Annotated in this window: 11 protein-coding genes; 8 read left to right on the top strand and 3 right to left on the bottom strand. The window is 72.1% G+C overall.

Annotated elements, in window-relative coordinates; genetic code table 11:
- Window positions 1-83: 83 nt before the first annotated feature.
- Together ACWCO8_RS00960 and ACWCO8_RS00955 are read right to left on the bottom strand one after the other, a co-directional pair.
- Window positions 84-1694 carry an alpha/beta hydrolase gene (locus tag ACWCO8_RS00960; RefSeq protein ID WP_451030300.1) on the bottom strand — a complete coding sequence of 537 codons (1611 nt, stop codon included), beginning with the start codon at window positions 1692-1694 and terminating at the stop codon, window positions 84-86.
- A 121-nt stretch (window positions 1695-1815) separates the two neighbouring features.
- Window positions 1816-2847 (bottom strand): Rv2578c family radical SAM protein, encoded by a 1032-nt coding sequence (locus tag ACWCO8_RS00955; RefSeq protein WP_451030299.1) that lies wholly within the window; start codon window positions 2845-2847, stop codon window positions 1816-1818.
- 185 nt (window positions 2848-3032) lie between these two features.
- Here ACWCO8_RS00955 and ACWCO8_RS00950 point away from each other — a divergent pair, with 185 nt between their 5' ends.
- The gene (locus ACWCO8_RS00950) at window positions 3033-3476 is read left to right on the top strand and encodes an SRPBCC family protein (RefSeq protein WP_451030298.1); all 444 of its coding nucleotides are present in this window, start codon (window positions 3033-3035) and stop codon (window positions 3474-3476) included.
- Window positions 3477-3713: 237 nt separating this feature from the next.
- On the top strand, window positions 3714-6119 hold the full coding sequence (locus tag ACWCO8_RS00945) for an MFS transporter (RefSeq protein WP_451030297.1): 2406 nt from the start codon (window positions 3714-3716) through the stop codon (window positions 6117-6119).
- Window positions 6120-6140: 21 nt separating this feature from the next.
- Here the strand turns inward: ACWCO8_RS00945 and ACWCO8_RS00940 are convergent, their stop codons facing one another.
- Entirely contained in the window at window positions 6141-7184 is a 1044-nt protein-coding gene (locus ACWCO8_RS00940) for a hypothetical protein (protein ID WP_451030873.1), read from the bottom strand.
- Window positions 7185-7357: 173 nt separating this feature from the next.
- Between ACWCO8_RS00940 and ACWCO8_RS00935 the strand changes: the two genes are divergently transcribed.
- The 6 genes from ACWCO8_RS00935 (at window position 7358) to ACWCO8_RS00910 (ending at window position 14484) form a co-directional block, all read left to right on the top strand.
- The gene (locus ACWCO8_RS00935) at window positions 7358-7954 is read left to right on the top strand and encodes a TetR/AcrR family transcriptional regulator (RefSeq protein WP_451030296.1); all 597 of its coding nucleotides are present in this window, start codon (window positions 7358-7360) and stop codon (window positions 7952-7954) included.
- A 125-nt stretch (window positions 7955-8079) separates the two neighbouring features.
- Window positions 8080-9246, top strand: coding sequence for an MFS transporter (locus ACWCO8_RS00930; RefSeq protein ID WP_451030295.1), 1167 nt, complete (start codon window positions 8080-8082; stop codon window positions 9244-9246).
- Window positions 9247-9345: 99 nt separating this feature from the next.
- The gene (locus ACWCO8_RS00925; RefSeq protein WP_451030294.1) at window positions 9346-10179 is read left to right on the top strand and encodes a M55 family metallopeptidase; all 834 of its coding nucleotides are present in this window, start codon (window positions 9346-9348) and stop codon (window positions 10177-10179) included.
- Entirely contained in the window at window positions 10172-11506 is a 1335-nt protein-coding gene (locus tag ACWCO8_RS00920; RefSeq protein ID WP_451030293.1) for a M20/M25/M40 family metallo-hydrolase, read from the top strand. Before ACWCO8_RS00925 ends, ACWCO8_RS00920 begins: the two co-directional genes overlap by 8 nt.
- A 57-nt stretch (window positions 11507-11563) precedes the next feature.
- On the top strand, window positions 11564-13555 hold the full coding sequence (locus tag ACWCO8_RS00915) for a prolyl oligopeptidase family serine peptidase (protein ID WP_451030292.1): 1992 nt from the start codon (window positions 11564-11566) through the stop codon (window positions 13553-13555).
- Entirely contained in the window at window positions 13552-14484 is a 933-nt protein-coding gene (locus ACWCO8_RS00910) for a S66 peptidase family protein (protein WP_451030291.1), read from the top strand. Before ACWCO8_RS00915 ends, ACWCO8_RS00910 begins: the two co-directional genes overlap by 4 nt.
- The last annotated feature ends 90 nt before the right edge of the window (window positions 14485-14574 follow it).

Here is a 14574-nt window from a genome sequence, read left to right as displayed (position 1 = left end):
CGACATCCTCGCGCACGCCACTGACAGTCCGGGCCGGGCCCCGACGAGGGGGCCCGGCCCGGTGGAGCGAAGTGCGGAGTGCCTCAGCGCTCGTGACCGAGGAGCGCGTGCAGGACCTCCCCGCCCGTGGCGGCCGGCGCGACCGCGGCCCGCTTCTCCGCGGGCTTCTTCGGCATCGGGTTCGCCTTGGGCTCCGGGAGCGCCGAGCAGACCGCGTCGGCCTCCGCCTGCCCGTCGCCGCGCGGCACGACCCCCGTCGCGAGGTACGACACCAGGTGCTCGTCCATGCAGTCGTTGCCGGCCAGCGTCACCCCGTGGTTCCCGCCGCCCTCCTCGACCACCAGGCTGGAGCCCTGGACCATCCGGCGCAGCGCCACACCGCCCTCGTAGGGGGTGGCCGCGTCGTCCGTCGCCTGGAGGATCAGGACCGGCGGCACCTCGTCGTTCGAGACGTCCGGCGGCGTCAGCGAGTCCACCGGCCAGAACGCGCACGGAGCGTTGTACCAGGCGTTGTTCCAAGTGGAGAACGGCGCCTTGGTGTGCACGTCCCAGTTGTCGGTGCGCCAGGTGCTCCAGTCGCGCGGCCACTTCGCGTCCCGGCACTGCACGCTCGTGTAGATCGAGTAGCTGTTGTCGGAGGCCGCGTCCATCGCCCCGTAGTTCTCGTACGCCCGGGTCAGCGGGGCCGCGTCCTTGTCGTTGACGTACGCGGAGAACGCCTCGGCCAGCTTCGGCCAGTAGCCGTTGTAGTACCCGCCGGGCAGATACGTGTCCTCCAGCTCGCCCGGCCCCACCTTGCCGCCCGCCGGGGTGGTCCGCAGCGCGTCCCGCATGCCGTACCAGGCGGCTTCGACCGCCGCCGGGTCCGTGCCGAGACCGTACGTGGCGTTCTCGCGGGCCACCCAGGCCATGAAGTCCTTGTGGCGGGTGTCGAAGGCGTAGTCCTGCGCGATGTTGTCCTCGTACCAGACGCCCTGCGGATTGACGACCGAGTCGAGCGCCATGCGGCGCACCCGCTCCGGGTAGAGCCGCGCGTACACGGCGCCCAGGTAGGTGCCGTAGGAGTAGCCCAGGTAGGTGAGCTTCGGCGCGCCGAGCGCCGCGCGGATCGCGTCCACGTCCCGCGCCGTGCTGACCGTGTCGATGTACGGCAGGACGTCGGCGTACTTGTCCCCGCAGGCCTTCGCGAAGGCCTGCGCCCGCTCGACGCCGAGCTGCTCGCCCTCCGCACCGCTCGGCACCGAGTCGTGCCGCACCGGGTCGAAGTGGCCGGGCCGGCAGTTCAGCGCGGGCTCGCTCTTGCCGACCCCGCGCGGGTCGAAGCCGATGACGTCGTACTCCGCCGCGACCTTCGCCGGCAGCGAGGCGGCCACGAACCCGGCCATGGTGCGTCCGCTGCCGCCCGGCCCGCCCGGGTTGACGACCAGCGGGCCCTGGAAGGTCGCGGCGGTGTGCGGGATCCGGGTGAGCGCGAGCGAGATCGACCGGCCCGCCGGGTCGTCGTGGTTCAGCGGCACCTTGAGCGTGGCGCACTGGAGCTTCGGATACGCCGCCGTGGCGCAGCCGCTCCAGACGAGCGGCGCGATCGGGCGGGGGGACGGCTCGGGCCGGGGAGCGGCGGACGCGGGCAGGACGGTGGCCGTCCCGGCGACCAGCGCCCCAGCCGCGATCAGCATTCCTGCGCGTGTGGTCATAGGGCGTCCGTGCCCAGAAGGAAAGGGAAAAGGACCTGTTCCGCCCAGAGTTGACCCGAACAGACGATCCGTCAGTTCATCGGACAGCGGAATCCGGCGGAACGCGAGCCGTCGTTCGGATTCAGATCAGGCTGAGCTGCTCGGCCTCCCCCGGGAGCGGCGCGGACTCCTCCGGTACGGGTATCCGGCGCGGCGCGCGCCGTCCGGCGGGTCCGATCCCGAACTCGGCGGCCAGTTCGTGCACCTGACGGGTGATCCGGCGCTGGTACCAGGTCGGCGCGTAGGCCCCGTCCGCGTACATCCGCTCGTACCGTCCCACAAGGCCCGGGTGGTGCCGGCGCAGCCAGGTGAAGAACCACTCGCGCGCCCCCGGCCGCAGATGCAGCACGAGCGGGGTCACGGAGGTCGCGCCGGCCTCGGCGATGGCGCGCACGGTCTCCCGCAGCTGCTCGGGCCGGTCGCCCAGGAAGGGGATCACCGGGGCCATCAGCACCCCGCAGCCGATGCCGTGCTCGCCGAGCGTCCGTACGACGTCCAGGCGCCGCTCCGGGGACGGCGTGCCGGGTTCGACGGTGCGCCAGAGCTCCTGGTCGGTGAAGCCGACGGAGACGGAGATGCCGACCTCGGTCACCTCGGACGCCTGGACGAGCAGATCGAGGTCGCGCAGGATCAGGGTGCCCTTGGTGAGGATGGAGAAGGGGTTCGCGTGGTCCCGCAGGGCCTCGATGATCCCCGGCATCAGCCGGTAGCGGCCCTCGGCGCGCTGGTAGCAGTCCACGTTCGTGCCCATCGCGATGTGCGCGCCCTGCCAGCGGCGGGAGGAGAGCTGGCGGCGCACGAGCTCCGGCGCGTTGATCTTCACGACGATCTGGGAGTCGAAGCCGAGACCGGTGTCGAGGTCCAGATAGCTGTGGGTCTTGCGGGCGAAACAGTAGACGCACGCGTGCGTGCAGCCGCGGTACGGGTTGACCGTCCATTCGAACGGCATGCGGGAGGCGCCCGGCACCCGGTTCACGATCGAGCGGGCCCGCACCTCGTGGAAGGTGATCCCGCGGAACTCGGGGGTGTCGAAGGTCCTGGTCGTGACCGCGTCCGTGCCGAACAGCGCGGTCTCGCCGGCGACGGCGTTGTCGCCCAGATTGTCCCAGCGCATGGACGCCTCCTCGGTAGCAGTGTCCTCAGCCGTTCCCAGAATAGAACACCTGTTCCCTTGATCGTCGCAAGCCGGAAAGGGAGTCCCAGCGGGAATGTCAGGGGGAACCCGGATTTGGGAGGCCCGCGCGCAGGTGGTTGGCTGGGCGCCACACCCCTGAAGAACCAAGTGCTGGAGGAAGTGCCATGGCGCAGGTCGAGGCCACGACGGAGCGGATCATCGCGGCGGACCCGGAGACGGTGTTCGACACCCTCGCCGACTACGCCGGCAAGCGCGCGCAGCTGCTGCCGGAGCACTTCAGCGAGTACGAGGTGCGCGAGGGCGGCGACGGCGAGGGCACGCTCGTCCACTGGAAGCTCCAGGCCACCAGCAAGCGCGTCCGCGACTGCCTCCTGGAGGTCACCGAGCCCACCGACGGGCAGCTCGTGGAGAAGGACCGCAACTCCTCCATGGTCACGACCTGGACCGTCACCCCCGCCGGTGAGGGGAAGTCCAAGGCCGTCGTCTCCACCGTCTGGAACGGCGCCGGTGGTATCGGCGGCTTCTTCGAGAAGACCTTCGCGCCCAAGGGACTTGGCCGGATCTACGACGCCATCCTCGCCAACCTCGCCACCGAGGTGGAGAAGTAACGCCCACGCGCTCACCGATTCGAGTGGTTTTCCCGCGACCCCCGCAAGAGCGCCCCGCGCACTCGGGGGTCGCGCGGCTCTCCGTAAACGCGCTGATGAGCGCCCCAAGTGCGCCCTGTGGCAGGCCCGTTCACGACCATGGGCGGCACTGAGCTTCCGTACCGTCCGACTTGCTCCCGCTTCGCGCCCAATGCGAAGAATGGCGCGGCGCTGATGTCGTGACGAGGGGAGCAGCACGTGGGTGCGATGACGCTGGTGAAGGGCGAGGTGCCGGGCGTCGCGGACGATCCGCCGGCCGGCTCGGCTCCACCGCTCCCGGCCGAGGACGGCGCCCTCGATCCTCGCCGCGTCCGGCTCGTCTTCATCGGCCTGATGCTCGCGCTGCTGCTCGCCGCGCTCGAGCAGATGATCGTCGCCACCGCCCTGCCGAAGATCGTCGGCGAACTCCAGGGCCTTGACCGGATGTCCTGGGCGATCACCGCCTATCTGCTGACCGCCACCATCGGCCTGCCGATCTACGGCAAGCTCGGCGACCTCTTCGGTCGCAAGGGCGTCTTCCTCTTCGCCATCGTGGTCTTCGTCATCGGCTCGGCGCTGGCCGGCTGGTCACGGTCGATGGACGAACTCATCGCCTTCCGGGCCGTCCAGGGCGTCGGCGCGGGCGGGCTCATGATCGGTGTCCAGGCGATCATCGCGGACATCGTCCCGGCCCGGGAGCGCGGCCGCTACATGGGCCTCATCGGCGCCGCCTTCGGCCTCGCTTCCGTCGCCGGACCGCTGCTCGGCGGCTTCTTCACCGACCACGTCTCGTGGCGCTGGTGCTTCTACTTCAACGTGCCGTTCGGGCTCGTCACCCTCGCCGTCGTCGCCGTCGTGCTCAAACTCCCCAAGCCGAAGACCCGCGCCAGGCTCGACGTCCTCGGCGCGATCCTGCTCGCCGCCGCCTCCACCTGCCTTGTTCTGCTGACCAGTTGGGGCGGGACCGAGTACGCCTGGGACTCCAAGGTCATCCTCGGTCTCGCCGCCGGCGCGGCCGGAACGGCCCTGCTCTTCCTGGTCGTCGAGCACTTCGCCCCCGAACCCCTCATCCCGCTGCGGCTGTTCCGCGACTCGGTCTTCACGGTCACCAGCCTCGTCGGAGCGGTCGTCGGCATCGCGCTCTTCGGCGCCGCGAGCTATCTGCCGACCTTCCTGCAGATGGTCGAGGGCGCCACCGCCACCGAGTCCGGCCTCCTCATGCTGCCGCTGATGGGCGGGATCGTCCTCGCCTCGATCGTCTCCGGACAGCTCATCACCCGTACCGGCCACTACAGGATCTACCCGGTGGCCGGCGGAGCGATCTCCGTCGTCGGCATGTGGCTGCTCTCGCGGATGGAGACCGACACCCCGCGCCTGCACCACAGCCTCTGGCAGGCCGTCCTCGGCATCGGCATCGGCCTGGTCATGCCGGTCCTGATCCTGGCCGTCCAGAACTCCGTCCGCCCCGCCGACCTCGGCACCGCCACCAGCGCCCACAACTACTTCCGGCAGATCGGCGGCAGCGTCGGCGCCGCGATCTTCGGCACCCTCTTCGCCTCCCGCCTCGACGACGCCCTCGCCGACTCCCTGCCCCGCACGGCGAGCGCCCCGCTCCCCGCCGCCGAATCGATCACCCCGCAGGCGGTGCACGCCCTGCCGCCCGCGCTGCGCGACGCCTACATCCAGGCGTACGCGGACGCGATGCCGCGCATCTTCCTCTACCTCGTGCCGGTCCTCGTGCTCGGCCTCGTCCTCGCCTTCTTCCTCAAGGAGAAACCGCTGGTGTCCCACCACACCCCCACCACCGAGGCCCCCACCGCCGTGCCCCGCGCCCGCGCGTCCGCCGCCCCCGCCGCCGCGTACACCGCGGGACTCCCCGTCTGCGGCACGGTCCAGCACCACGACGGCAGCCGCGTCCCGCGCGCCGCCCTGACCCTCATCGACGTCCAGGGGCGGCAGATCGGCCGCGGCGGCAGTGGCGAGGACGGCCGGTACGCGCTGAGCGTCCCGGGCCCCGGCGCGTACGTCCTGATCGCGGCGGCCGGCGGCCATCAGCCGCAGGCCGTCTCCGTCACCGTCGGCGAGCGGCCCGTCGAGCTCGACGTGGTCCTCGGCGGCGCGGGCCGACTGGCCGGCTCTGTCGTGACCGCCGACGGAACTCCCGTACGGGACGCGGCGGTCACCCTCACCGACGTACGCGGCGAGGTCGTCGCCTCCACGCGCAGCGGACGCGAGGGCGGCTACGTCATCACGGAGCTGGTGGCGGGGGAGTACACGCTTGCCGCCAGCGCCCCGGCCTTCCGGCCCGCCGCGCTGCCGGTGAGCGTGCAGGCCTCCCGCGAGACCCGCCAGGACATCGAGCTGGCGGGTGGGGCGGTGCTGCGCGGGACCGTACGGGCCGGGGGCGGCCGGCCCGTCGAGGACGCGCGGGTGACGCTCCTCGACGCGGCCGGGAACGTCGTCGACACCCTGACGACCGGCCCTGACGGCACGTTCCGCTTCGTGGACCTGTCCTCGGGCGAGTACACGGTGATCGCGGCCGGCTATCCGCCGGTCGCCACCGTGCTCCAGGTCGCGGGCGGCGGACGCACCGAACGCGACCTGCAGCTCGGCCACGAGGACTGAGCGGAGCCCGGTCGGCCCGGTTCAGGAGGCGGCGGTCGCCTTGCGCAGCGTGTCGATGCAGCTGTTGATCGCCGCCTGGAGGGCTTCGAGGCGCTGGAGCATGTCGTCCTCCATGACGTCCTCCTCCAGGACCTCGTCGAGGGTCAGCTCCTCGAAGACCTTCGTGGCCTTCTGCAGGCTGTTGTAGAACTTCGTGCGGCGCTCCTGGACGCGCAGCGCGGGATCGGCCTCCACGGCCTCCGCGACCATGACCTTCACCGCGTCGTACGCCTCACCGGCCCACTCGCCCGCCTCCTCGGTGTCGTCGAGCTCGTCGATGAGGGAGAGGTGGCGCTCGGCCTCCGCGCGCAGCGCGGCGGGCGCCTCGACGGTCTGCCCGGCGGGCGTCTTGATCTGCCCGTTCTCCACGATCTGCCGTACGTAACCGATCCGGTCGGCGGCCTTGGCCTCGTTCGCGACGGCCTTCTTCAGGTCGCCGGTCCTGGCGATGGCGCGGGCCATCTCGGTCTGCAGCGCCGGGTCCTCCTTCATCCGGTCGAGCAGCGCGCCGCGCGCGGCCTCCGCCGTGCCGGGGTCGGCGAGGATCGCGGCCCGCAGGGCGGTCGGGTTCTCGGCGACCTCGAGGGCCTTCGTCGGCCGGATGCCCTCGGCCTCGGCGGCGGCGGTGATCGCGTGGCCGCGCACGGAGGAGGCGCTGGAGCGGGAGGAGTAGTACGAGAGCCAGACGTCGGCCTCGGGCAGCTCGATGTCCTCGCCCGGGGCCAGCGCCTCGAACTGCGGGACAAGGCCGTCGTCGGCGGCCATGTCCCAGGCCTTGTAGAACCGCATGACCCGCTCGGGGGAGCACTCGGCCAGCTCGGCGAAGGCCTTCGCCGAGACCTTCCCGGACTCTCCGGCGGCCTGCCCGCCGGGTCGTACGCTCCGCGCCACCTTGAGCGCGAACGCCCAGCCGCCGGTCCGGGCGTAGACCCCGAACTCCCGGGCGTCCCGCACCACGACATCGGGCACGTCCTGGACGACGAAGTCGGCCGCCTCGGGGGCGGTGGCTTCCGAGGGGGCGATCACGGTGGTCACCGAGAGGTCTCCTGACGCAGGGGGTAGGGGGCGCGGGGCGAAAATCCGCAGCGGCCAGCCTATACGGACGGGTTGACGAGATATCGCCCGAATTCGGATCAAGGCGGGCATGGCGCCGCGATCAGTATTGGACCGTCCAGTCCAATACTTGCTACGGTGCTCGCATGGCACGCCCGAAGACGTTCGACGAGGCGCGCGCCCTGGACGCCGCGATGCTCCTGTTCTGGGAGAAGGGCTACGACGCCACCTCCACCCAGGACCTGTGCGAGGCGACCGGTCTGGGGCGCAGCAGCATCTACAACACCTTCGTCAGCAAGCACACCCTGTTCCTGCGGGCGCTGACGCGCTACACCGAACTGACGACGGACACGCAACTCGCCCTCTTGGAGGACGAGTCGCTGCCGCCCGCCGACCGGCTGAAGGGCGTGATGGCCTCGGTCGTCGCGATGGAGGAGACCCACCGCAGGGCGGGGATCGGCATCGGCTGCCTCGGCGTCAACACCACCGTCGAACTCTCCGGGCGGGACGCCCAGGTGGCCGCCCTCCTCGGGCGGGACCAGGAGCGCCGGCTCGCGGCGCTCACGGCGACCATCGCCGCCGGTCAGCGCGACGGCGTCTTCTCGCGGAACCGTCGGCCCGACGAGTTCGCGCGCTTCTTCACCGCCGCCGTCGCCGGAATGCGCGTCTCCGCGCAGAACGGCGCCGACCGCGCCGTCATCGAGTCCGTCGCCGCCGTCGCGCTGGACGCCATGACCGTCTGACATCTGTCTGTCGCGCCTGAGGGCGGCCCCGTCGGGGGTCCGCCCCGCTCCTCCGCGCCTTCATTTCGTACTGATCAGTCCAAAACTGACCCTCCCGCCCCGAGCAACGAAGGACGTGAACCCACGTGCCACGCGCCGTGTACGTACTGGCCATCGGCATCTTCGCCATGGTCACCAGCGAGTTCGTCGTCGCGGGCCTCATGCCGCAGATGGCGGCCGGGCTCGACGCGACCGTCCCGCAGATCGGCTACCTCATCACCACCTTCGCCGTCGCCATGGCCGTCGGCGGTCCCTTCCTCACCGTCGCCGTGCTCAAGCTGCGCCCCAAGCCCGCGCTCCTCGTGCTCTTCGGCGTCTTCCTGGCGGGCAATCTGCTGGCCGCGACGGCCACTTCGTACGGTGCGATGGTCGCCGCGCGCGTCATCACCGGCGTCGCCTCCCAGGCCTTCTTCGGCGTCGCCATCTCCGTCTGCTCCGCGCTGACCCGGGAGGAGATCCGCGGCCGCGCCATCGGCGTGGCGATGAACGGTCTGATGCTCGGCACCCTCCTCGGGCTGCCCCTGGCGACCTTCATCGGCGGGCACCTGGGCTGGCGCGCCGCCTTCTGGGCCATCGCCGTGCTTGCCGTGCTCGCCGCCGCGGCGGTGGCGGTGGGCGTGCCCCACCTGGAACTGCCGGGGAACGGAGGCGGTTCCTTCCGTGCCGAGGTCCAGGTCTTCCGTCGGCCCCCGCTGTGGGCGGCGCTCGTCACCAGCACGCTCATCATCGGCGCGACCTTCGCCGCCTTCAGCTACTTCAACCCGATCCTCACCGAGGTCAGCGGCTTCGAGGAGGGGACCGTTCCCCTCCTGCTCGTCCTCTACGGCGCCGCCACGGTCGTCGGGAACACCGTCGTGGGCCGGCTCGCGGACCGCCGCACCCTCGGGGTGCAGGTCGTCGGACTCGCCCTCAACGTCCTGTTCCTGAGCGGCTTCGCCCTGCTCGCCGACGTCGGCCCGGCCGCCGTGGGCCTCATGATCGGCATAGGCCTGGTGGGTGTCACCATGAACCCGGCCATGGTCACCCGCGTCCAGCGCGCCGGAAACGCCGGGCCGCTGGTGAACACCGTCCACTCCTCCTTCATCACCCTCGGCGTCATCATCGGCTCGTCCCTCGGCGGCCTCCTCGTCGACGCGCACGGGCTCCGTGCGCCGCTCTGGCTCGGCGCCGTCCTCGCCGTCCTCGGTCTGCTGTCCCTGCTGCCCGCACGCGCGCGGCGGCGCGATGGCGACCGTGTGCTCCTAGAGGTCTAGACCATTAAACCTTCTCGGGGTCCTGGCCTGGCCCTTCCTCGCGGCGTAACGTGACGCCGCAGGAGCGTCGTCGTCACCGAACGTGAGGGGACAGGGCTAGTGAAGATCCTGATCAGCGCCGACATGGAGGGCGCCACCGGCGTCACCTGGCCCGGCGACGTCCTGCCAGGGACCCCGCAATGGGAGCGGTGTCGGCCCATGTTCACCTCCGACGTGAACGCGGCGGTCCTCGGCTTCTTCGACGGCGGCGCCGACGAGGTGCTGATCAACGAGGCGCACTGGTCCATGCGCAACCTCCTCCTGGAACAGCTCGACGAGCGGGCCGAGATGATCACCGGGCGGCACAAGACCCTGTCCATGGTCGAGGGGGTGCAGCACGGCGACGTCGACGGCATCGCCTTCGTCGGCTACCACACCGGCGCGGGAACCGAGGGCGTCCTCGCCCACACCTACCTGGCCAACTCGATCACCGGCGTCTGGCTGAACGGCGTCCGGGCGAGCGAGGGGCTGCTCAACGCCCGTGTGGTCGCGGAGTACGGCGTGCCCGTCATCCTCTTCACGGGGGACGACCTGGCCTGCGAGGACGCCCTCGGCTACGCGCCCGAGTCGCGCAAGGTCGCGGTCAAGGACTACGTCTCGCGGTACGCGGCGGTGTGCCGGACCCCGAAGCGCACGGCGAGCGAGATCCGGGCCGCCGCGAAGGACGCCGTCGCCCTCGCCGTACGGCACGAGCCGGTGGAGGCCGGCCCGTTCACCTTCGAGCTGGAGTTCGACGCCGAGCACCTGACCGGCGCCGCGACCGTCGTCCCGGGGGTGGCGCGGAGCGGCGAGCGCCGTGTCGCGTACACCAGCGAGAGGATGTACGAGGGCATTCGTACGTTCAAGGCGGTCATCACGATCGTCTCCGCAGCGGTGGAGGAGCAGTATGGCTGAGCCCTTGCGGAGCCTGGACGGCGCGGCGCTGGACGAGGTCGTGACCTTCACCTCCGAGCTGATCCGGATCGACACCACCAACCGGGGCGGCGGCGACTGCCGCGAACGGCCCGCCGCCGAGTACGTCGCCGAGCGGCTCGCCGCCGCCGGGCTCGAGCCAAATCTCCTCGAACGGACCCCGGGCCGGACCAACGTGGTGGCCCGGATCGAGGGCACCGACCCGTCCGCCGACGCCCTCCTCGTCCACGGCCACCTGGACGTCGTCCCGGCCGAGCCCGCCGACTGGGCCGTCCACCCCTTCTCCGGCGAGGTCCGCGACGGAGTGGTGTGGGGGCGCGGCGCCGTCGACATGAAGAACATGGACGCGATGGTCCTCGCCGTCGTCCGCTCCTGGGCGCGCCAGGGCATCCGGCCGCGACGCGACATCGTCCTCGCCTACACCGCCGACGAGGAGGACAGCGCCGTCGACGGCTCGGGCTTCCTCGCCGACCGGCACGCCGGCCTCTTCGAGGGCTGCACCGAAGGCATCAGCGAGTCCGGCGCGTTCAGCTTCCATCCGCAGCCCGACCTCACGCTCTACCCGATCGCGGCGGGCGAGCGCGGCACCGCCTGGGTCAAGCTCACCGCGCACGGCCGGGCGGGTCACGGCTCCAAGGTCAACACCGCCAACGCGGTCACCCGGCTCGCCGAGGCCGTCGCCCGGATCGGCGCCCACACCTGGCCCGTCCGCCTCACCCCGACCGTACGGGCCGCGCTCACCGAACTCGCCGCGCTGTACGGCATCGAGACCGACGTGACCGCCGAGGGCTTCGACGTCGACGCGCTCATGGAGAAGCTCGGACCGGCCGCCGCGCTCGTCGAACCGACCGTGCGCAACAGCACCAACCCGACGATCCTCGACGCCGGTTACAAGGTCAACGTCATTCCCGGGCAGGCCGTCGCCTACGTCGACGGCCGCATGCTGCCCGGCGGCGAGGAGGAGTTCGTCGCGACGATGGACCTGCTCACCGGGCCCGACGTGGAGTGGGAGTTCCACCACCGCGAGGTCCCGCTGGAGGCCCCGGTCGACTCGCCGACCTTCGCCAAACTGCGGGCCGCCGTCGAGCACTTCGACCCGTCCGGGCACGTCCTCCCGTTCACCATGTCGGGCGGCACCGACGCCAAGCAGTTCTCCCGGCTCGGCATCACCGGTTACGGTTTCTCCCCGTTGAGGCTACCCCCGGAGCTGAACTACGGCGCGCTCTTCCACGGCGTGGACGAGCGTGTGCCCGTCGACGCCCTGCACTTCGGGGTCCGGGTCCTCGACCACTACCTGAAGTCGGCGTAGGTTGCGTCGAGTTCGAGTTCGCGTGTCCCCGCCCGAGTCCGTGTAAAGGAAGTCGCGATGGTACCCACGGGCGCCTACGGCACCTGGCCTTCCCCGATCGACGCCGCGCTGGCCGCCCGCCACGACGGGCGGCCCGAGTACGTCGGCGTCGTCGGCGACGAGGTGTGGTGGACCGCGCCCCGCCCCACCGAGGGCGGCCGGCGGGCGCTCGTACGCCGGCGCGCCGACGGCACCGAGGAGTCGGTGCTCCCGGCCCCCTGGAACGTCCGCAGCCGGGTGATCGAGTACGGCGGACTGCCCTGGGCGGGCCAGGCGCGCGAGGGTGACGGCCCGCTCGTCGTCTTCGTCCACTTCGCCGACCAGCGGCTGTACGCGTACGAACCCGACGCTCCCGCCGGTGCCGGGCCCCGGCCGCTCACGCCCGTCTCCTCCGTCGGCGGCGGACTGCGCTGGGTCGACCCGGTGTTCCACCCCGAGCGCGGCGAAGTCTGGTGCGTCCTTGAGGAGTTCACCGGCCGCGCGCCCACCGACGTGCGCCGCGTTCTCGTCGCCGTGCCCCTCGACGGATCGGCCGCCGAGGACCGGGGTGCGATCCGTGAACTCTCCGACGGACGGCACCGGTTCGTCACAGGACCCCGGCTCTCCCCGGACGGCCGACAGGCGGCCTGGATCGGCTGGGACCACCCGCGCATGCCCTGGGACGGCACGGAGGTCCTCCTCGCCGACATCACCCCCGACGGCACCTTCGGCCCGGCACGGACCGTGGCCGGCGGACCCGAGGAGTCCGTGCCGCAGGTCGGCTGGTCGGCCGGCGGCCTGCTCCTGTACGTCAGCGACCGCAGCGGCTGGTGGAACCTCTACCGCACGGAGACCGAGGACGGCGGCGAACCGGTCGCCCTGTGCCCGCGCCCCGAGGAGTTCGGCGGACCGCTCTGGAAGATCGGCCTCAGCTGGTTCCAGCCCCTGGAGAACGGCCTCGTCGCCGTCATCCACGGCAAGGGCGCCACCGCCCTCGGGATACTCGACCCCGAGAGCGGCGAACTCGTCGACGCCGCGGGACCGTGGACCGAGTGGGCCGCCACCCTCGCCGTGCTCGGCGACCGGGTCGTCGGCGTCGCCGCCAGCCCGCGCAGCGCGTACGAGGTCGTCGAGCTGGACACCCGCACCGGCCGGGCCCGGGTGCTCGGCTCCGCCCACGAGGACCCGGTCGACCCGTCGTACTACCCCGAGCCCCAGATCCGTACCTTCACCGGGCCCGACAACCGCGAGATCCACGCCCACGTCTACCCGCCCCACAGCCCCGACCGGACCCCCTCCGGGCACGAGCTGCCGCCCTATGTCGTGTGGGCGCACGGCGGGCCGACCGGGCACGCCCCGCTCGTCCTCGACCTGGAGATCGCCTACTTCACCTCCCGCGGCATCGGCGTCGCCGAGGTCAACTACGGCGGCTCCACCGGCTACGGACGCGAGTACCGCGAGCGGCTGCGCGAGCAGTGGGGCGTGGTCGACGTCGAGGACTGCGCCGCCGTCGCCGAGGCGCTCGCCGCCGAGGGCACCGCCGACCCGGCCCGGCTCGCCGTCCGGGGCGGCAGCGCGGGCGGCTGGACCACGGCCGCCTCCCTCGTCACCTCCGAGGTCTACGCCTGCGGCACGATCATCTACCCCATCCTCGACCTCCTCGGCTGGGCCACCGACGAGACCCACGACTTCGAGTCCCGGTACCTGGAGTCGCTCGTCGGGCCGCTCGCCGAGGTGCCGGCCCGCTACCAGGAACGCTCGCCGCTCGACCACGTCGAGCGGATCTCCGCACCCTTCCTGCTGCTCCAGGGCCTCGACGACGTGATCTGCCCGCCCGCGCAGGCCGAGCGGTTCCTCGCGCGGATGGCGGGACGGGGCGTCCCCCACGCGTACATCGCCTTCGAGGGCGAGGGGCACGGCTTCCGCAGGGCCGAGACGATGATCCGCGCACTGGAGGCCGAACTCTCCCTGTACGCGCAGACCTTCGGGGTCGTGCGTTCCGACGTCCCGCCGCTGGAGCTGAGGAAATGACCGTGACCCCGCCGACCCGGCCCGCGCGACTGCGCCCCGGCGCCCGCGTCGCCGTCGTCGCCCCCAGCGGCCCGATCCCGGAGGAGCGGCTCGCGGCGGGACTCGACGTCCTGCGCGGCTGGGACCTGGAACCCGTCGTCGCACCCCATGTCCTCGATGTCCACAGCGAGTTGGGCTATCTCGCGGGCGGCGACGAGGACCGGGCCCGGGACCTCCAGGAGGCCTGGTGCGACCCCGGCGTGTCCGCCGTGCTCTGCGCGCGGGGCGGGTACGGATCGCAGCGGATGGTGGACCTGATCGACTGGTCGGCGATCCGGGCCGCCGGACCCAAGGTGTTCGTCGGCTACAGCGACGTCACCGCCCTGCACGAGGCGTTCGCCGTCCGCGCCGGACTCGCCACCCTGCACGGCCCGATGGTCGCGGCGGCCACTTTCCTCAAGGACCCGCGCACCCAGGAGTCCCTGCGCGCCACGCTGTTCGAGCCCGAGTCGGTACGGACCCTCGGCCTCGCCACCGCACGCCCGCTGGCCCCCGGCCGGGCGCACGGCGTCACCCTCGGCGGCTGCGTGAGCCTCCTCGCCGCCGACCTCGGCACCCCGCACGCCCGCCCCTCGGCCCGCGGCGGGCTGCTGCTCCTGGAGGACGTGGGGGAGGAGCCGTACCGGCTCGACCGCATCCTCACCCAACTCCTGCGCTCCGGCTGGCTGGACGGTGTCGCGGGCATCGCCCTGGGCTCCTGGGCGGAGTGCGGTCCCTACGAGGACGTCCGCGCGGTCCTCGCCGACCGGCTCGGCGGACTCGGCGTCCCGGTGGTGGAGGAGCTGGGCTTCGGGCACAGCGAGACGGCGCTCACCTTCCCGCTGGGCGTCCCCGGAGTCCTGGACGCGGAGGCGGCGACGCTGACCCTGGACGTACCGGCGCTCGCCTGAGGTACGCGCCCCTAGGCGCCCGCTCGCCCCGACCTTCACTGAATCTCCGTCAACAACCGCTGTCGGGCGCGTTGACGAGATCTGACACGT

Source organism: Streptomyces sp. NPDC001927, assembly GCF_053594455.1.
Note: the sequence above shows the minus strand (reverse complement) of the source record. Positions and strands in the feature narration are given on the sequence as shown.